Origin of the sequence: Methylobacterium sp. XJLW, from assembly GCF_003254375.1 — a bacterium.
Taxonomy (GTDB): Bacteria; Pseudomonadota; Alphaproteobacteria; order Rhizobiales; family Beijerinckiaceae; genus Methylobacterium; species Methylobacterium fujisawaense.
This window is the reverse complement of sequence record NZ_CP016429.1, coordinates 1232469-1250857: the sequence shown is the minus strand read 5'-3', so window position 1 is coordinate 1250857 and position 18389 is coordinate 1232469. Positions and strand designations below refer to the sequence as shown.

Genomic DNA, 18389 nt, shown 5'->3' with positions numbered 1-18389 from the left:
CAATAACGCGAGGCCGAACGGCGAAGAGGAGGTTGGCATGCAGCGCCCGGGCGACGCGCAGTGGGACGTGGTGGTGGTCGGGTCGGGAAACGCCGCCATGAGCGCCGGGCTCGCCGCCCTGGAGCGCGGCGCCTCGGTGCTGATAATCGAGAAGGCCGAGCGGGATCTGGCCGGCGGCAACACCGCCTACACGGCCGGCGCCATGCGCTTCGTCTACGCGGGCAACGACGACCTGATCCCGCTGCTGGCCGACCCCGAGGATCCGCGCCTGCCGCGCACCGATTTCGGCGCCTATACGGCGCAGACGTTCGAGAAGGACTTGCTCGGCTTCAACGACGGGCGGCCGCTGTCGCGCGAGCAGCGCATCCTGATCGACGAGAGCGGCGCGGCCCTGCGCTGGCTGGCGACGCAGGGCGTGAAGTTCGAGCCGATCTACTCTCGGCAATCCTTCGAGAAGGAGGGGCGCTTCGTGTTCTGGGGCGGCCTGACGCTCGCCACCCACGACGAGGGCTTCGGCCTCGCCCGGACCGAGTTCGAGGCCTTCACCGAGGCCGGCGGTACGATCCGCTACGGCTGCCCGGCCACCGGGCTGACCGTCGAGGACGGACGCGTCGTCGGCGTGGAGACGCCGCAGGGAGCCTTCCGCGCCAAGGCCGTGGTGCTCGCCTGCGGCGGCTTCGAGTCGAACGCCGCCCTGCGGACGCGCTTCATCGGCGAGGGCTGGGACAAGGCCCGGGTGCGCGGCACGCCGCACAACCAGGGCGACGGGCTCCAGATGGCCCTGGACCTCGGCGCGAAGGCCCACGGCTTCTACGGCGGCTGCCACGCCACGCCGATGGACCTGCACACGCCCGATTACGGCAACCTCGACCTGCCGCACGGCGAGCGCAAGCACTACCGGAAGATCTGCTACTTCCTGGGGCTGATGCTCAACGCGAACGGCGAGCGGTTCGTCGACGAGGGCAAGGATTTCCGCAACTACACCTATGCCCAGTTCGGCCGCGCGATCATGGAGCAGCCCGGCCACGTGGCCTGGCAGATCTTCGACGCCAAGGTCGATCACCTGCTCTACAGCGAGTACCGGTTCCACGACGCGCATTTCGTCGAGGCGGATACCCTGGACGGGCTCCTCGACAGGCTCGACGGCATCGACCGCGCAGCCGCGAAGAGGACCATCGCGGATTTCAACGCCGCCGTGGACGGGACCGTGCCGTTCGACCCGACCGTCAAGGACGGGCGCGGCACGAAGGGTCTCGCCCTGCCGAAGTCGAACTGGGCCCAAACGATCGAGACCGGGCCGTTCAAAGCCTACCCGGTCACCGGCGGCATCACCTTCACCTATGGCGGCGTCGAGGTCGGCGACGATGGCGGCGTGAAGCGCGAGGACGGCCGTGCGATCCCTGGCCTCTACGCCTGCGGCGAGATGGTGGGCGGCGTGTTCTTCAACGGCTATCCCGGCGGCTCGGGGCTGACCTCCGGCGTCGTGTTCGGCCGCCGCGCCGGCTACGGCGCCGCCGCGGGGGCGCGGGGCTGAGGACCCTCGGCCGAGCGCGACAGGCTCCGTCTTCCGTGGGGGCTAGGGTGCTTGCCCATCGGCCCGGACCGGGCCCGACGCGCGCCCCTTTCCCGCGTGGGGGAGGGGACCCGCGCGTCCTCCTGTGCCCGCGCTGCCAGACTGAGGTGTGAATCCGGTCGCCCGCAGAGGGGGGAGGGCGCGTGGGAGACCCGTCCGATCCCCGCATCTCGACCCCGCGCCCCCTGTCCGAGCCGCCTCGGCGGGCGTAGAAGCCCGCCCATGCCCGCCCGACACGCCGTCTTCACCATCTCCCGCGGCGTCCCGTTCCTTCCGACGCTCGCCGAGGCGCTGCTCTCCGGCCGGCTCGTCGGGCCGGTCGCGGACGATCCGCTGGCGCTCGCCGCCGTCACGATCTACCTGCCGACCCGCCGCGCCGCCCGGGCGCTCGGCGCGATCCTGGCCGAGAGGCTTGGCCGGGACGCGCCCGGTCGGGCCACCCTGCTGCCGCGGATGATTCCCCTCGGGGAGGCCGACGAGGCGGAACTCGACCTCGCCGCCGAGCCGCTGCTGGAGGCCAACGCCGATCCCCTGAGCGCGCCGATGCCTCCGCTGGAGCGCCGGCTGATCCTCGCCCGCCTCGTCCAGGCCTGGGCCAAGACCGTCGACCGGACCCTGCTGCCGCTGGACGCCGAGGTGCCGTTCCTCGTGCCGTCCTCCCCGGCCGACGCGGTCGGCCTCGCCGGTGATCTCGAACGGCTGATGGACGCCCTCACCGTCGAGGGCCTGCCCTGGTCGGAGATCGGCGCCGCCGTCGAGGCCGAATATTCCCGCTACTTCGGCCTGACCCTCGACTTCGTGAAGATCGCCGCCGAGAACTGGCCGAAGCTTCTGTCCGAGCGGGGCCTCGCCGATCCCGTCGCCCGCGCCCGCGGCCTCGTGCTCGCCGAGGAGCGGCGTCTGTCGCGCAATGCGACGCCGGACCCCGTGATCGTCGCCGGCTCGCTCGGCTCGGTCCCCGCCACCGCCCGCCTCATCGCCGCCGTAGCGAAGCTGCCGCGGGGCGCGGTGGTGCTGCCCGGGCTCGACCTCGACCTCGACGCAGCCGGCTGGGACGGCATCGACACCGGCGAGGGCTTTTCCCGCGTCATCGCGCACGGCCACCCGCAGGCGGTGCTGCACCGGCTGCTCGGGCCTGAGAACCTCAACCTGGACCGCGCGGAGATCGTCGCCCTCGGCGCGCCCGACGCCGGCCAGGCTGCGCGGGCCGCGCTCCTGTCGCAGGCTCTGCGGCCGGCCGACACGACCGACGCCTGGGCCGCCCTCGACCCGGCCGAGCGCGACACCGTCGCCCGGCGCGGCCTCGAAGGACTGGCGCTGGCCGAGGCCGCCGACGAGCGCGAGGAGGCGCTGGTCGCGGCGTTGGCGCTGCGCGAGACCCTCCAGACCCCCGGCGCCACCGTGGCCCTCATCACGCCCGACCGGGGGCTCGCCGGCCGGGTCGCCGTCGAACTCCTGCGCTGGGGCATCGTCGCCGAGGATTCCGCCGGCCTGTCCCTGGCCGGAAGCCCGGCCGGGCGGCTTGCCCGGCTCGCCGCGGAACTCGCCGCCGATCTCGCCCGCAGCCAGGCGGACACGATCCCGGCCCGGCTGATCGCGCTGCTCTCGCACCCGATGGTCCATCTTGGTCTGCCACGCGCGGAGGTGGTCCGGGGTGCCGCGGCCCTGGAGATCGGGCTGCTGCGTGGCCCGGTTCCGGCCCCGGGTTTCGACGGCCTGCGCCATGCCCTCGCCGCCGAGCGCGCCGGACCGCCCGAGCGCCGACCCCGGGCCAAACGCCGCCTGAAGGATATCGACTGGGACTTGGCCGCGGACCTGCTCGACCGGCTGGATCTGGTGTTCCGGGATTTCCCGGGCCCGGACGGGACGGGGGCGTGCGACCTCGTGGCGACGGCTGCACGCCATCGGGAGGCCTGCGACCGGCTGATCGCCGGGCCGGAGGACGCCCCCGAGGAGGAGCCGGACGGATCCCTGTCCTGCCTCGACGCCCTGTTCGACGATCTGGAGATGGCCGAGCCCGACCTGATGCCGGGTCGGTTCGACGATTACGCCACCTTCTTCACGTCGCTTGCCCGGGAACGCACCGTCGCCTGCTCGGGCGAGGCGCCGCATCCGCGACTGCGCATCCTCGGCCTGCTGGAGGCGCGCCTGCTCTCTGTCGACCGGGTGGTGCTCGGCGGGCTCGACGAGGGCGTCTGGCCGGTGCGCACGCTGACCGATTCGTTCCTCAACCGGCCGATGCGCGAGCGGGTCGGCCTCAACCCGCCCGAGCGGCGGATCGGGCAGATGGCCCACGATTTCGTGCAGGCGCTGGGCTGCCGGGACGCGGTGATCACCCGGGCCCTGAAGCGCGAAGGCGCGCCGACCGTGCCGTCGCGGCTGATCCAGCGCCTGCGCGCGCTCTCGGGCGACGCAACCTGGGAGACGGTCCTGGACGCCGGGCGCCGGTTCAACGGCCTCGCGGCCCGGCTCGACGCCGCCCCGCCGGAGCCGCGGCTGAAGCGCCCCGCGCCCAAGCCGGACCCGGCGCTGTTTCCGCGCTCCCTCAGCGTCACCGAGATCGAGACGCTTGTGCGCGATCCCTACAGCATCTTCGCCCGCCACGTGCTCGGGCTCGACCCTCTCGATCCGCTGGCGGCGGCGCCGAGCGTCGCGACCCGCGGCTCCCTGGTGCACGAGGTTTTCGCCGAGTTCGCCCGCCGGCATCCGCAGGATCTGCCCCCGGATCCGGCAGAGCGCCTCCTGAACCTCGCGGTGAACGCCTTCGCGGAGATCGAGGCGGAGTACCCGAACCTCTACGCCGAGTGGTGGCCGCGCTACGAGCGCATGGCCGCGGCCTATCTCGACTGGGAGACGCAGCGCCGGCCCGGGCTGAGCCGGATCCACCCCGAGGTTTCCGGGCGCTGGGTGATCCCGATGGGCCGGGAGACCTTCACGCTGCGCGCCCGGGCCGACCGGATCGAGCTGCGCCCGGACGGCACTGCCTGCATCGTCGACTACAAGACCGGCACGCCGCCCTCTGCCAAGCAGATCTTCTCCGGCTTCTCGCCGCAGCTCACCCTGGAGGCCGCGATGCTCATGCACGGCGCCTTCGCGGATCTGCCGGCCGTGACGGTCACGCCGGACCTGTTCTACGTCCACGCCTCGGGCGGGCGTAAGCCCTTCGTGCCGGTGCCGGTGAAGCCGCCGAGAGGCGAGGAGCGCGCCGTCGCGGCGATCGTGGCCGAGCACGCCGAGCGGCTGCGGGGTCTGGTCGCCCGGTTCATGACCGGTGAGGCCGCCTATACGGCGCGCCCCTATCCGCAATACGCCAGCAAGTACGGCGCCTACGATCACCTCGCCCGGGTGCTGGAATGGTCGCTGGGCGGGGAGGAGGGCGGGGAGTGACGCCGTCCCATCGGGCCGAACTCATCCCGCCCGCGCCCGCATCCTGAGACGCCGGAGCGCCGCTAACGCCTCGAAGGCGGAGTCCGCACGGCGCCGCGATCCCTGGGCTCCGCTTTCGAGGCGGTTCCGCTGCACCTCAGGATGCGGGGATCGGCTGGCAGGCGCGTCCCCCGGGGCTCAGAAGAACGCCTGCAGCCCCGTCTGCGCCCGGCCCAGGATCAGGGCGTGGACGTCGTGGGTGCCCTCGTAGGTGTTCACCGTCTCGAGGTTCTGGGCATGGCGCATCACGTGGTACTCGCCCATGATGCCGTTGCCGCCGTGCATGTCCCGAGCGGTGCGGGCGATGTCCAGCGCCTTGCCGCAATTGTTGCGCTTGACCAGCGAGATCATCTCCGGCGCCATCTTGCCCTCGTCCATCAGCCGCCCGACCCGCAGCGAGGCCTGGAGGCCCAGCGCGATCTCGGTCTGCATGTCGGCGAGCTTCTTCTGGACGAGCTGGGTCTGCGCCAGGGGGCGACCGAATTGCTTGCGCTCCAGCGTGTAGGTGCGGGCGCGGTGCCAGCAATCCTCGGCGGCGCCCATCGCGCCCCAGGAGATGCCGTAGCGCGCCCGGTTGAGGCAGCCGAACGGCCCCTTCAGCCCCGAGACGTTCGGCAGCAGCGCGTCCTCGCCGACCTCGACGCCCTCCATGACGATCTCGCCGGTGGTGGAGGCCCGCAGGGACAGCTTGCCCTTGAGCGTCGGAGCCGAGAGGCCCTTCATGCCCTTCTCGAGGACGAAACCGCGGATCGCGCCCTCGTGCGCGTCGGACTTCGCCCAGACCACGAACACGTCCGCGAAGGGCGCGTTCGAGATCCACATCTTGGCGCCGGTGAGCCGGTAGCCGCCGTCGATCTTCTCGGCCTTGGTCTTCATGCCGGCCGGATCCGAGCCGGCATCGGGCTCCGTGAGGCCGAAGCAGCCGATCCATTCCCCCGAGGCGAGCTTCGGCAGGAACTTCTGGCGCTGCTCCTCCGAGCCGTAGGCGTGGATCGGGTACATTACGAGGGAGGATTGCACGCTCATCATGGAGCGGTAGCCGGAATCCACCGCCTCGACGGCGCGCGCCACCAGCCCGTAGGCGACGTAGGACGCGCCGGCGCATCCATACTCCTCCGGCAGGGTGACGCCGAGGAGGCCCAGTTCGCCCATCTTCCGGAACAGGCCCGGATCGGTCGTCTCGTTCGCGTAGGCCTCGACGATCCCGGGCAGGAGCTGCTCCTGCGCGAAGCTCTGGGCGACGTCGCGGATCGCCCGCTCATCCTCGGTGAGCTGATCCTCCAGCAGGAAGGGATCGTCCCAGACGAAGCGGGGCGAGGCCGGGGCCGACGGGGAGGCGCTGCCCGGAGGGCGCATCGGAGCGTTCATCGAAATTCCTCGCCTGCAGGGATGCGCCGGGCCTCGCGGACCCGCGCTTGCGCCTACCCTAGACCCGGAAAACGCCCCGTCCAACGCGCGCGGTGACGCCGGGGCGCCGCCGTCACGCCCGGCCGAGGAGCATCAGCCACGCCAGAGTGGTGAGCGGCGCCAGCAGGGTCGAGACCAGCACGGAGGCCGCCACCATCCCGGTCTCGGTCTTGTAGCGCGCCGCCAGCAGGTAGGCGTTGATCCCCACCGGCATGGCGGCGAACAGGGTCGCGACGCCCGCATAGGCGGCCGGCATCGCGAAGACGTGGAAGGCCAGGATCCAGACCGCCAGCGGGTGCAGGAGGTTCTTCAGGAGAGCGATGACCAGGGCGCCCTTGAGGTCGAACAGCACCCGGTAGCGCTTCAGGCCGGCTCCGAGCGCCACCAGCGCACAGGTGGAGGCGGTGCCCGCGAAGGCGTCGATGAGCGATCGGGCGATGCCCACCGGCGCGAGACCGAGCCCCTTCATCGCCATGCCGATCAGGAGCGCCACGAAGATCGGGTTGCGCAGCAGCACCAGGGCGAGCCCCCGGATCCGCGCCAGGACCGGCAGGCCGGAATCGGATTCGATCAGGAAGGTGGCGCTGCCCATCATCAGCGGCAGGTGGACGGCGAGCAGCATGAACAGCGGGAAGGCGCCCTCCTCGCCATAGGCCTGGAGGATCATCGGCACGCCGACGAACACCGTGTTCGACTGGCTCGCCGCGAAGCCGTGCAGGATGGCGCCCCGCCGCTCGATCCCGGCGCGCCGCCGGGCGATCAGCGTGCCGACGAACCACGAGATCGCGGCGCCGCCGAAATACGCGACCCAGTAGGACCATGTGACGGTCCCGCTCATGCCGGGCTTGGTCAGCGTGGCGATGATCAGGGCCGGGACGGCGACGGCGAAGACGTATTCCGACAGACCGTCGCTCACCTTGTCGGAGAGAAGGCCCGCGAGGGCTGCCGCCCAGCCGATCAGGACGATCCCGAAGATCGGGGCGATGATGGCGAGGGCGTTCACGGATCCGGGCGACGTGCGGGAAGGCGGGGATGACCGCCCTTAGCACGCCGCCTCGGTCCTATGCCTCGGCGCCGGGAGAATGGCTCGTCGGCGCCCGCCGCGGCCGGGACGGTCTCCGGCGCGCGGGCCTATTTGTTCTCCAGCACCTTCATGGGATCCGTGCGCTGGCTCGCGGGCGGCTCCTTGGTGAGGCTGGCGGCGCCTTCGCGCTGCACCTTCACGTCCCGCGGCGAGCCCGGACCGCCCACCGCGCGGCCACCCTCGTCGCTCTGCGTCGGCACGGTACCGGAGGCGAGTTCCAGGCAGGTCACCATCTCGACGTAGGACGGATAGCCGCCTGCCTTGAACTGATCCTCGCACTGGCGCTTGGCGGCGGGGGTGTAGCTGCTCCAGTGCCGCTCGGCCTCCTTCCGGGCTTCGCGCTCGGAGCGGAGGCAGCCGTCGTAATTCGCCTTGTCGCTGATGGACGTGTTGGTGACCTGCGCCGACTGGCAGGTCCGCTCGACATCGAGAGTCGGGACGGCGTCGGCGCGCGCCGGGAGCGAGGCGAGCGCCAGGGTGAGCAGCGCGAGGGTGCCGGGGACCGTCGCGCGGAAACGGGTCGTCATGTCGTCGGACTCGCGATCTGTGGCGGCGTGCGCCGTCGGAACTGCCGGCACAACGCGCCAGGAACCCGTTCGGCACCAACCACCCTCGACAATCACCCCCCGTGGGCGCTGCGCAGAGCCTGGTCGAGATCGCCGTACAGGTCCTCCGTGTCCTCGATGCCCGTGGACAGGCGCAGGAGATCCGGCGGGCAGGGGCTGCCCGGGCCCTCCACCGAGGCGCGGTGTTCGATGAGACTCTCGACGCCGCCGAGGGAGGTCGCCCGCTTCCAGAGCCGCACCCGCGCCGCCGTGGCGATGGCGCCGGCCTCGCCGCCGGCCACCCGGATCGACAGCATGAAGCCGAAGCCGTCCCGCATCTGACGGCGGGCGATCGCGTGCCCGGGATCGTCCGGCAGTCCCGGATAGAGGACGTGGGTCACGAGCGGGTGCCCGCTCAGGCGCTCGGCGAGCCGCAGGGCACCCGCCGATTGTGCCGCGGCCCGCAGGTGCAGGGTCCGCAGCGAGCGCATCAGCAGGTAGGCCTCGAAGGGCCCGAGGATGCCGCCGCTGCCGGCCCGGATCCCCCGGATCCGATCCCAGAACGCGTCGGCCCGCGCGCCCGCCAGCACGCCCGCCACGACGTCCGAATGGCCGTTCAGGATCTTCGTGGCCGAGTGCATCACGATGTCGGCGCCGCGTTCCAGGGGACGCGTGTGCACCGGCGAGGCGGCCGTGGAATCGACGGCGAGCCGTGCCCCCGCCGCGTGGGCGATCTCGGCGGCGGCGGCGATGTCGGTCACCGTCCAGAGCGGGTTGCCGGGGGTCTCGATCCAGACGAGCCGGGTCCGGCCGGGCGCGACCGCGGCGCGCAGGGCATCCAGATCGGCCGTGTCCACGAAGGTGAGCGTCAGGCCGCGCCGGGGCGCCTCCTCGCGCAGCCAGCGCTTCAGCGCCCAGTACATGACCGTGCCGGCGACCACGTGGTCGCCGGGCTCCAGGGCGCCGAACACCGCGGTCGCCGCTGCCATCCCGGAGCCGAACAGCAGCGCGCCGGCCTCCGCACCCTCCAGCATCGCCAGGACGGATTCGGCCTCGCGCACCGTGGCGTTGTCGGGCCGCGCGTAGCTGTAGCCGGAACTGTAGCCGTTGTCGGGATCGCGGATGAAGGTGGTCGAGACGTGCAGCGGCATGACCACCGCCCGCGTCCCGGGCTCGATCCGGCCCATGGCCTGGGCCGCGAGGGTTCGGGGCGTGAATCCCGGCGCAGCGTCGCTGCGGCTATCCGACGGACCCTGCGGCGCGTTAGGCAGTGACATCTGGCGATTCTCGGCGGATGGAGACGGCCGCGTGCCACGGCGCGTGGGCCCCGGCAAGCCACGCCCGCAACCCGCGCCTGCAAGCCACGCCCGCAAGCCCTGCCCGGTGGAGACGAACGATCATGACGGCCGCCATACACGTCCCCCAGGGGGCGCCTCTGTCGCGCTGGCTACGGCTCGCCGCCGCGATCCTGCCGGTGGCGGCCACCGCGGTGGTCGGCTCGATGGCGACCCAGGCCGAGATCCCGGGATGGTATGCCGGCCTGAACAAGCCGGTCTTCAACCCGCCGAATTGGGTGTTCCCGGTCGCGTGGACGATCCTCTACACGATGATCGCGATCGCACTCTGGCGGCTGCTCGGCACCATGCCGCGCACCGGACCGAGCCGCACGGGCTGGTGGCTCGCCCTGGCGGCCTTCCTGGTGCAACTGGTGCTCAACGCCGCCTGGACGCCCGTCTTCTTCACCGCCCACGCGATCGGCGCGGGGCTCATTGTCGTCGCGATGCTGCTCGTGATGGTGCTCTGGACCATCCGGCTGTCCTGGCGGTTCGACCGGATCGCCGCGTGGCTCCTCGTGCCCTACGCCGCCTGGGTGGGCTTCGCGACGCTCCTCAACGCGGCGATCCTGCGGATGAACTGAGCGCGCATGCGGCCTTCGCTCCGTCATCGCGGACGGAGCGAAGCGACCCGGAGCGGGTGAGCCGCGTCAGGATTCGCCGGCGGGCTTCTCCTCGCCGGCCGGCCGCCCGTCGTCGCGGGCGCGGTGGAGCAGGAAGATCGCGAAGACCATCGTGAGGATCAGCCCCGCCAGCACGCCGAGTTCGATCATCGATGCCTGGAACAGCGCCTGCTTCTCGGGCGACCAGTCCTTGGCGTGCATGATCTCGGAGGATTGCAGCGTGATCACCAGGACGCGCCGGATCGAGGCGATCAGCCCGACGATCAGGAACGGCTCGCAGGTCAGGGTGCCCGACCGCATCGAGACCCGCACCGTGTGCAGGATCTCGATCAGCATGAGCAGGAACAGCAGCCGGTCGATCACCTCCAGGATCTGCTGGGCGCCGCCGAGCGCCCGCATGGCCTCCCAGGTGAGCCCCGCGGCATCGACCAGCGCGACAATGGCGGTGAGGGCGAGCAGAAGACCGAGCGCCGCGTAGATCGCGTGCTCGGTGTGCAGGAAGATCGCGCTGGCGAGCCGCGTCAGGCGGCCCTGGTCTTCCGAATGAGCTGACATCATTCCCCCCTGGAATGTGCCGAAACGATCAGCTTCCGGCGCGCGCGTCCAGCCCATGGACGGGCGCGGCCGATCAATCGGACGCGAGGGTGGCGTTACGCCGCTGACTCGCGGGGCGATTCCTCAGTGGAAGAACGGCAGGGCATGCGGCGCGAGATAGCCGAAGCCGAGGAGTGCGGCTCCGGCGAGACCCAGGAAACCGCCGGCGAAGACCAAGAGGGTGATGCCGGTGATGACCTCGGCCGATGCCAGCACGATGCCGATCTGGAAGGCCGCCGAGGCCAATTCGTAATGGTGGTAACGCAGCAGCGCGAGGTCGCGCCGGCCTTCCGAAGCGCGGGCCTTGGCGGTCAGCTCCTTGCGCCCCTCGCCGGTGGCGGGCTCTGATTCCCAGCGCGTCAGGGTCTTGGCCCACTCGGCACGCTTGGCGGCGATCGCGTCCTGGTTCGGTCCCGGCGGAAGCAGGGCCAGGGCCTCGTCGGCGGTCTTCAGCACCGTGGAGCGGATGGTGCGGGCCTGAAAATAGGCCCATTGGTTTGCGGCCTCGACATTGGCCCCGATCGACTCCGTCTGGGACGCCTTGCCCAGGGTCTCGCTGAAGGCGAGGAACAGCGCCAGCACCGAGATCAGCAGCGCCACGCGCTTGTTCGACCCTTCGATCGCCCCGTGACCACCCGACATCGTTTAGCGCGTCTCCGTTGATTCGATGGGGGGAGTCACAGCCCATCGCGGCGCGGGACGCAATGCACCGCGTCGCGTGGGTCCTATTCCGCGGCGATTCGCGGCGGCAGCGGATGCCCGTCGTTGGCCGGATGGGCCGGGTCGAAGGTCGTGGCATCCTCCGGGTCGTCGCGCTCGCCCACGAAGCGGCCGAACAGGCGCTTCAGCAGGCGCGACAGGTCGTCCATCAGGACGAAGATCGCCGGCACGAAGACCAGGGACAGCACCGTCGAGACGATCAGGCCGCCGATCACCGCCACCGCCATGGGCGAGCGGAACTCGCCGCCGATCCCGTAGGCCATCGCCGACGGCACCATGCCGGCCGCCATGGCGATGGTGGTCATCACGATCGGTCGGGCGCGCTTGCGGCCCGCATCCACGATGGCGACGTTCCGGTCGACGCCGGCGCGGATCTGCTCCACGGCGAAATCCACCAGCATGATGGCGTTCTTGGTCACGACGCCCATCAGCATCAGGATGCCGATCACCACCGGCATCGAGATCGGCATGTGGCAGATCAGCAGGGCCAGGATTGCGCCGCCGATGGAGAGCGGCAGCGAGAACAGGATGGTCAGCGGCTGCAGGAAGTTGCCGAACAGCAGGATCAGCACGCCGAAGACCATCATCAGGCCGGCGCCCATGGCGAGCGCGAAGCCCTCGAACACCTCGCCCATGACTTCTGCGTCGCCGGTCTGGCTGATCGTCACCCCGGGCGGCAGGTTCTTGGCCGTCGGCAGGTTCATCACCTGGGTGATCAGCTCGGCGAGCGCATCGGTGCCCTGCATGTCGCCCTCGAGGGCGACGCGCACGGCGCGGTCGTAGCGGTCGATGCCGGTCGGGCCCTGGCCGAGGCTGATATCGGCGACGGTGGCGAGCGGCACGGCGGCCCCGCCCTTGACCGGCACCTTCAGGGTCTCGAGATCGGAGAGCCGGCCGCGCAGGCGCTCGGGCAGCTGCACGCGGATCGGCACCTGCCGGTCGGTGGCGTTGAACTTGGCGAGGTTCATGCCGATGTCGCCGATCGTGCCGACCCGCACCGTCTCGGCGATGGTGTCCGTGCTGACGCCGAGGTCGGCCGCCACCGCGGGCTTCGGCCGGATCCGCACCTCGGTCCGGTCGAGCGGCGCCGTCGACATGACGTTGACGAGGTGGGGGACCCGCTGGGCCTCGCGCTGGAGCTTGGCGGCGACCTCCGCCACCACGGCCTTGTCGGGGCCGGCGATGATCAGCGCGAGATCGCGCTGGCCGCCCTCGCGCAGGGCCCAGAACCGCAGGTCCGGCTCCTCCCGCAGGATCGCCGCGACCTCGGCGTCGACCTGCTTCTGGGTCTTGTGGCGGGCGTTCTTCGGGGTGAGGTTGATGGTCAGGCTCGCGAGCCGCACCTCCTTCTTGGCCGGCAGCTGGCGGCCGCCGTCCACGAACACGCTCTTCACCTCGGGCAGCGCGCGGATCTTCTCCTCGATGCGGTCGGTGACCCGGACCGTGTCCGGGAGCCGGGCGCCCGGCGGCAGCTCGACCACGAACAGGGTGCGGGCCTGGTCCTCCGCCGGCAGGAAGCCCGCGGGCAGCAGGCCCGTGGAGGCGATCGAGGCGGCGAAGCACGCGATGCCGAGCACCAGCGTGATGAACTTGTGCCGGACCGACCAGGCGACGAGGCGGGTGTAGCCGCGCATCACGAAGCCGTCCCGCTCGTGGTCCGGCCCGTGGTCGCGCAGGAAGTAGGCGGCGAGCAGCGGCGTGATCAGCCGCGCCACGAGCAGCGACATGAACACCGCCGCCGCGATGGTCAGGCCGAACTGCTTGAAATACTGGCCGGCGATGCCGCCCATGAAGGAGACCGGCGAGAAGATCGCGATGATCGTCGCCGTGATGGCGATGACCGCCAGCCCGATCTCGTCGGCGGCCTCGAGAGACGCGCGGTAGGGCGACTTCCCCATCCGCATGTGCCGGACGATGTTCTCGATCTCCACGATCGCGTCGTCCACCAGGATGCCGGTGACCAGGGTGATCGCCAGCAGGCTCACGGCGTTGAGCGAGAAGCCGAGTGCGCTCATCACCCAGAAGGTCGGCAGCACCGAGAGCGGCAGCGCCACGGCGGCGATCAGCGTCGCCCGCCAGTCCCGCAGGAACAGCAGCACCACCACGACCGCGAGGGCTGCGCCCTCGATCAGGCCCATCATGGCCGAGTGGTAGTTGCCGATCGTGTTGACGACGCTGGTGTCGATCAGGTCGAACCGCACGTTCGGGTTCGCCGCATGGAGCGCCGCGATCTTCTTGGCGACGCCCACCGAGACGTCGGCGTCGCTGGCGCCGCTCGCCCGGGAGATCGCGAAGGCGACCACCGGCTCGCCGTTGAAGCGCGCGAAGGTGCGGGGTTCCTCGGCGGTGTCGGACAGGGTCGCCAGCTCGTCGAGGCGGACCTTGCGGTTGCCCGGCACGACGATGGAGGTCTTGGCCAGCGTCTCGAGGCTCGCCGAGGCGGCGAGCGCCCGGATCGACTGCTCCTGGCCGCCGACCTCGGCCCGGCCGCCGGCCATGTCGGCCGAGGTCAGGCGCAGCTGCCGGTTCACGTCCGCGGCGGTGATGCCCAGCGCCAGCAGCCGGTCGGGCTTCAGGGTGACGCGGATCTCCCGGGCGACGCCGCCCAGGCGCTCGACGCCGCCGACGCCCTTCACGCTCTGCAGGCCGCGGGCGACCACGTCGTCCACGAACCACGATAGGTCCTCGGGGGTCATGGCGGGCGCGGAGGCGCCGTAGACCATGATCGGCAGGCCGGCGATCTCCACGCGGGAGACGATCGGTTCGTCGATGGTGCGCGGCAGGTTCTGCCGGATCTTGGCGATGGCGTCCTTGACGTCGTTGGTCGCCCGATCCTGGTTTACCTCCAGGCGGAACTCGATCGTCGTCGTCGAGGTCCCCTCCGTGATGGTCGAGAGGATGTGCTTGACGCCCTTCACGCCGGCGACCGAATCCTCGACCCACTTGGTCACCTGGGTCTGCAATTCGGACGGGGCCGCCCCCGATTGGGTGATCGTCACCGAGACGATCGGGATGTCGATGTTGGGAAAGCGGGTGATCGGCAGCGAGCGGAAGCTCACCAGCCCGAGGATCATCAGGACCAGGAACAGGACCACCGAGGGCAGGGGCTTGCGGATCGCCCAGGCGGAGACGTTGAGGCGCATGGCCGGATCCTTCGACTCGTCCTACCGCGGGGCCGCGTCGGCGATCGGCGTGCTGCTGGCGGCAGCCGGCACGGGGCGTACCCGGTCGCCGTCGCGCAGGAAGCTGCCGGCGCGGGCCACGACGCTCTCGCCGGCGGCGACGCCCGCGCGGATCTCCGTGAAGCCCTCGGCGGAGAGGCCCGTGGTCACGGGCCGCGCCTCGACGCGCCCGTCCTTCACCACGAGGACGCTGGCGCGGCCGTCGGCGGCGTAGAGCAGGCTGGAGACCGGCACGGCGATGCCCGTACGGCGCGCGATCTCCACGTTGCCGCGGGCGAAGGCGCCGATGCGCAGGGCCGGATCGTCGCCGAGGCGGATGCGCACCTTGCCGAGCCGCGTCGCCCGGTCGACCTCCGGATAGACCCGGCGCACCGTGCCGGCGAGGCGGCGGCCGTCGTCGAGGTCGAGGCTCGCCGGATTGCCGACCTGGAGGCGCGCCAGGGACGTCTCGGGCACCTCGCCCTCCAGCTCGATCTCGCCCCGGGCGATCAGCCGGAACAGCGGCTCGGCCGCCGCGGTGGCGGTGGCCCCGATCCGGGCGGTGCGGCGGTTGATGATCCCGGCCTCGGGGGCGCGGATATCGGTGCGGGCCCGCCGCAGGGCGATCTCGGAGCCCGCGGCGCGGGCGGTGGCGAGGTCGGCCTGGGCGGATTGCAGACCGCCCTTGGCGGCGGCGAGGCGCCCTTCCGCCCCCTGGGCCGCCGAGACGCGCTGCTCCAGCACGGCCGCGGTGGCGTTGCCGGTCTTGGCCAGCGCCTGGGCGCGTTCCAGGGATTGCCGCGCCTCGACGTTGGCGGCCTCCGCCTGGACGATCTGGCTCCGGGCCTGGACGATGGCCGCCTCGGCCCGGGCGATCGCCGCGGCGTTGGAGGCCTCCTGCGTGGCGATCATCTCCAGCGACAGCTTGGCGAGGACCTGCCCCTTGGTGACGCGGTCGCCCTCCTCGACGAGCAGGTCGGTGATGCGCAGGCCCTCGACTTCGGGGGATACGAGGATCTCGTCCCGGGGGACCAGCGTGCCGGTGACGACGGCCCGCTCGACGATCTCGCGGCTCTCGGCCGGCACGACGGTCACCGCCGGGGCGATGGCGGCCGCGTCGGGAACGGCGGCAGTCTCGACGGCCCGGGCCGGCGCCGCGGCGAGGATCGCGAGCCCGCACAGGAGACTGAGGCGGGACGCGCGCCAACGGACATACTTCACGACGGGGGCCTCACAATCGGCGCTCGATTGATCTTGTCTCTCCCTCGCCGGGCAGGTCGGCGTTTTCATGGCGAGTCATCCTGGATGCGGATGAGAATAGCGCCATTGCGCGATGCCGTCGCCGGGCCTCGCGCCGCAGGGGATTGGCGCCGACGAACCGCGGCTGTTGCGTTCGGTCCCCCTGCAACCGGCGACGAACGGCGACGTTAATACCGTGAAGGTCTTTTCGCGACCGGGGAGGGATCGATGAGCATTTTCCAGATTAGGCAGACAAAGAGCGGCGCCGTGCTCTGGACCGGGGCGGCCGATGACGAGCAGACGGCCCTCGACGCGATGGCGCGCGAGGCGGGATATCGTGACTTCTCTTCGCTGCCGGACGCGATCCGCGCCGACGGGATCGAGGCCGCGAAGCTCGATCTGATCTCCTGAGCCCAACCTAAAACACGTCCGCCGGAGCGAGCTTCGCTTCGGCGGCGGTGCGTTTGGAGACGGAGTTCGCTCTCCCGCCTCGCTGCGCCCGCAAGGACGCCCGCCCCGGACCGTCGCGGGCCGATCATTCAGACGTGCCGCACCAACGCCTCGATCGCCGCTGCGCAGCCCCGGACCGCATCCGGATCGTGCAGGGCGCCGATCACCGCCGGGTCGAGGGCGAGGCCGTCCCGGATCAGGCCCGGCCAGGCCGAGGCCGGGGGCCAGCCCGGATGGACGATCGCGGCGCCGAGCCGCGCCAGCGCCTCCGCCTTCTCGGTCTGCTCGCCGTAGGCCCGCTCCTCCGGCAGGCAGAGGAAACGCTTCGCCTGCGCGGCGGCGAGCGCGACCACACCGTCGCCGCCGCCGCCAACCAGCAGCGCCGCCTGCGCCACCCGCGCCTCGACGTCGGGGACCCAGCCGTGCAGGTGCAGGTTGTCCGGCATCTCGCCGCTGCCCGAGACCGGCCCGAGGACGTGCCAGGGCCGGTCGGGCACCGCCCGCGCCGCCGCGGCGAGATCCGCGAGGCTGCCCCCCGTGCCGCCGCGGCCGAACACCACCACGATGTCCCGGCTGCCCTCGGTGAGCCCTTGGGCCGGAGCGCCGAGGAAGCCCGCATACAGCGTCTTGGCCCGGACCCAGTCCGGGACGGACGACCCGTCGAGCGCGGCGGGGAAGGGCGCCAGCAGTCGCGTGGCGCTGCGGAAGGCTTCGAGGTGTGGCCGGTCGGTCCGCGTTCCGGCAAGCCGCACCACCAGGGTCGGCACCGACAGCAGGCGCGCCAGGAGCGCGACCTCCACCGAGACGTCGACCACGAGCAGGGCCGGGTCCGTTCGCTCCGCCCAGGCGGCGATGCGTGCCATCCGGGCGCGGATGCCGGGATGGTTCAGAGGGGCGTAGTGGAGCGCCTGCGGCCGCTCGGCCTCGCCGTCCCGGCCGTCGAAGGCCGCGGCGCCGAGGGGGCGATCATCGGGCAGATCGACGACGTCGAGGCCGGCGGTGTCGAAGCCGGCGAGCGTACCGAGGATCGTGCAGGGTCGAGGCAGGGCCCCCGCGACGGCCCAGGCGCGCTGGAGATGGCCGGCGCCCTGGTGGTGGACGTACCAGCCGATGCCGCGGGTCACGCGGCGGCCTTCAGGGAAAGGGCGAGGGCGTCGAGATCCGCGACCGCTTGATCCAGGGCACATTCCCGCGCCGGCGCGCTGCGGGATTCGAGGATGCGGTCGGCCCGCTCCACGAAGGCGATGTCGTTGGGGCAGGCGCCGACGGAGTCGAGATCCTCCGGGGCGAGCCCGAGCCGCCCGCAGGCTGCGACGCGGGCCTCGGGGTCCAGATGGAAGGCCCGGCGCAGCGCCGCCCGGCGCAGGATCAGCGCCTGCCAATGGGCGGCCTCCGGCAGCAGGTAGGCCTCTCCGTGAAGGACACGGGCGCGGCGCAGCATCTCGGTGGCCATGCCCCCCGAGACCCGCCCCTGATGGCGGGACGAGACCAGCACATGCACCTCCGGGCAGTGGCGCAGGCGCGCCCCGTTGGCGCGCAGGAGCCCGACGAGGGCATTGTCCTCGCCGCAGGGCAGCGCCGGCAGCCCCCCGACCGACCGGTACAGGACGGCCGGAACGGCGAGGCTCGCCCCGGTATGGTCGCCGTGGCGGGGGGCGGGATCGTGCGGCGGCGGGTCCAGGAGATCCTCCAGGCGGCGGACACCGGACCAATAGCGCTCGATGCGTGCGTGCAGGGCCACGAGGTCGGGATCCGCGGTGCCGTCCTCGTCGATCACGAGCCGGCCGCCGACGACGTCCGCGGCCTCCAACGCGCGCAGGTTCGCCGTCACCCAGTCGGCGGGCAGGCGGGCATCCGCGTCGGTGGTGAGGAGGATTCCGTCCGGCTGTCCGTCGGCCTCCAGCCAGTCGGCCCCGGCCTCCAGCGCCATGCGCCGGGCCGTGCCGACATGGGCCTCAGCGCCGGCCAGCTCGACGTCGGTCAGGCGGAGGGCGAGGGTTGCGAGAATGCCCGAGGCTTCGACGTCCCGCACCGCCTGGACGGTCCCGTCCGTGCAGTTGTTGGTGAGAACCACAACCCTGAGGGGCGCCCGTGCCGAAACGCCCTCCTGCGCGGCCAGGGAGGCGAGCAGGCGGGGCAGGCGCTCGGCCTCGTTCCGGGCGGGAATGCAGACGACGCAGGGCAGGGGGGCCGGATGGTCGGCGTCCGTGGTCATGTCAGGTCTCCCGTGGCA

The 18389-nt window shown here is 71.9% G+C and carries 14 protein-coding genes; 4 read left to right on the top strand and 10 right to left on the bottom strand.

Translation table 11 applies throughout. The features are described from left to right. Positions 1–37: 37 nt before the first annotated feature. Complete coding sequence (tcuA, locus tag A3862_RS05820) at positions 38–1534, top strand: FAD-dependent tricarballylate dehydrogenase TcuA (RefSeq protein WP_043760189.1); 1497 nt, start codon at positions 38–40, stop codon at positions 1532–1534. A gap of 261 nt (positions 1535–1795) precedes the next feature. Next, positions 1796–4960, top strand: coding sequence for a double-strand break repair protein AddB (gene addB, locus A3862_RS05815; protein WP_043760192.1), 3165 nt, complete (start codon positions 1796–1798; stop codon positions 4958–4960). A gap of 177 nt (positions 4961–5137) precedes the next feature. Here addB and A3862_RS05810 read toward each other — a convergent pair whose 3' ends face one another. From A3862_RS05810 to A3862_RS05795, 4 genes are all read right to left on the bottom strand, one after another. After that, entirely contained in the window at positions 5138–6367 is a 1230-nt protein-coding gene (locus A3862_RS05810) for an acyl-CoA dehydrogenase (RefSeq protein ID WP_043760194.1), read from the bottom strand. Between the two features lie 112 nt (positions 6368–6479). Then, the gene (locus A3862_RS05805) at positions 6480–7409 is read right to left on the bottom strand and encodes an AEC family transporter (RefSeq protein WP_043760196.1); all 930 of its coding nucleotides are present in this window, start codon (positions 7407–7409) and stop codon (positions 6480–6482) included. Between the two features lie 128 nt (positions 7410–7537). Further along, the gene (locus tag A3862_RS05800) at positions 7538–8017 is read right to left on the bottom strand and encodes a hypothetical protein (RefSeq protein ID WP_052083772.1); all 480 of its coding nucleotides are present in this window, start codon (positions 8015–8017) and stop codon (positions 7538–7540) included. Positions 8018–8109: 92 nt separating this feature from the next. Next, a complete protein-coding gene (locus A3862_RS05795; protein WP_111473433.1) occupies positions 8110–9312 on the bottom strand; it encodes a trans-sulfuration enzyme family protein in 1203 nt (400 codons plus the stop codon). 122 nt (positions 9313–9434) lie between these two features. Here A3862_RS05795 and A3862_RS05790 point away from each other — a divergent pair, with 122 nt between their 5' ends. Further along, on the top strand, positions 9435–9953 hold the full coding sequence (locus A3862_RS05790) for a TspO/MBR family protein (protein WP_043760199.1): 519 nt from the start codon (positions 9435–9437) through the stop codon (positions 9951–9953). Positions 9954–10019: 66 nt separating this feature from the next. Here A3862_RS05790 and A3862_RS05785 read toward each other — a convergent pair whose 3' ends face one another. From A3862_RS05785 to A3862_RS05770, 4 genes are all read right to left on the bottom strand, one after another. Then, positions 10020–10547: a phosphate-starvation-inducible PsiE family protein gene (locus tag A3862_RS05785; protein ID WP_043353367.1), complete on the bottom strand. Its 528-nt coding sequence runs from the start codon at positions 10545–10547 to the stop codon at positions 10020–10022. A gap of 123 nt (positions 10548–10670) precedes the next feature. Further along, positions 10671–11228 (bottom strand): DUF4337 domain-containing protein, encoded by a 558-nt coding sequence (locus A3862_RS05780; protein WP_043385577.1) that lies wholly within the window; start codon positions 11226–11228, stop codon positions 10671–10673. An 83-nt stretch (positions 11229–11311) separates the two neighbouring features. Next, positions 11312–14449 carry an efflux RND transporter permease subunit gene (locus tag A3862_RS05775; protein WP_043385575.1) on the bottom strand — a complete coding sequence of 1046 codons (3138 nt, stop codon included), beginning with the start codon at positions 14447–14449 and terminating at the stop codon, positions 11312–11314. A gap of 21 nt (positions 14450–14470) precedes the next feature. After that, positions 14471–15757 carry an efflux RND transporter periplasmic adaptor subunit gene (locus A3862_RS05770; RefSeq protein ID WP_043353353.1) on the bottom strand — a complete coding sequence of 429 codons (1287 nt, stop codon included), beginning with the start codon at positions 15755–15757 and terminating at the stop codon, positions 14471–14473. A gap of 177 nt (positions 15758–15934) precedes the next feature. On the opposite strand from A3862_RS05770, the gene A3862_RS05765 reads away from it, so the two are divergent. Continuing rightward, a complete protein-coding gene (locus A3862_RS05765) occupies positions 15935–16117 on the top strand; it encodes a hypothetical protein (protein WP_043353351.1) in 183 nt (60 codons plus the stop codon). A gap of 128 nt (positions 16118–16245) precedes the next feature. Here A3862_RS05765 and A3862_RS05760 read toward each other — a convergent pair whose 3' ends face one another. Together A3862_RS05760 and A3862_RS05755 are read right to left on the bottom strand one after the other, a co-directional pair. Next, positions 16246–17280, bottom strand: coding sequence for a glycosyl transferase (locus A3862_RS05760; protein ID WP_043760203.1), 1035 nt, complete (start codon positions 17278–17280; stop codon positions 16246–16248). Next, positions 17277–18371 carry a glycosyltransferase gene (locus A3862_RS05755; RefSeq protein WP_043760205.1) on the bottom strand — a complete coding sequence of 365 codons (1095 nt, stop codon included), beginning with the start codon at positions 18369–18371 and terminating at the stop codon, positions 17277–17279. Before A3862_RS05755 ends, A3862_RS05760 begins: the two co-directional genes overlap by 4 nt. Positions 18372–18389 lie beyond the last annotated feature (18 nt).

Bases quoted from the DNA above. Each gene is read 5' to 3' on its own strand.
- A3862_RS05810 (WP_043760194.1), bottom strand. From the start codon at position 6,367: ATGAACGCTCCGATGCGCCCTCCGGGCAGCGCCTCCCCGTCGGCCCCG.
- A3862_RS05755 (WP_043760205.1), bottom strand. From the start codon at position 18,371: ATGACCACGGACGCCGACCATCCGGCCCCCCTGCCCTGCGTCGTCTGC.
- addB (WP_043760192.1), top strand. From the start codon at position 1,796: ATGCCCGCCCGACACGCCGTCTTCACCATCTCCCGCGGCGTCCCGTTC.
- A3862_RS05770 (WP_043353353.1), bottom strand. From the start codon at position 15,757: ATGAAAACGCCGACCTGCCCGGCGAGGGAGAGACAAGATCAATCGAGC.
- A3862_RS05790 (WP_043760199.1), top strand. From the start codon at position 9,435: ATGACGGCCGCCATACACGTCCCCCAGGGGGCGCCTCTGTCGCGCTGG.
- tcuA (WP_043760189.1), top strand. From the start codon at position 38: ATGCAGCGCCCGGGCGACGCGCAGTGGGACGTGGTGGTGGTCGGGTCG.
- A3862_RS05775 (WP_043385575.1), bottom strand. From the start codon at position 14,449: ATGCGCCTCAACGTCTCCGCCTGGGCGATCCGCAAGCCCCTGCCCTCG.
- A3862_RS05785 (WP_043353367.1), bottom strand. From the start codon at position 10,547: ATGTCAGCTCATTCGGAAGACCAGGGCCGCCTGACGCGGCTCGCCAGC.
- A3862_RS05780 (WP_043385577.1), bottom strand. From the start codon at position 11,228: ATGTCGGGTGGTCACGGGGCGATCGAAGGGTCGAACAAGCGCGTGGCG.
- A3862_RS05795 (WP_111473433.1), bottom strand. From the start codon at position 9,312: ATGTCACTGCCTAACGCGCCGCAGGGTCCGTCGGATAGCCGCAGCGAC.
- A3862_RS05765 (WP_043353351.1), top strand. From the start codon at position 15,935: ATGAGCATTTTCCAGATTAGGCAGACAAAGAGCGGCGCCGTGCTCTGG.
- A3862_RS05800 (WP_052083772.1), bottom strand. From the start codon at position 8,017: ATGACGACCCGTTTCCGCGCGACGGTCCCCGGCACCCTCGCGCTGCTC.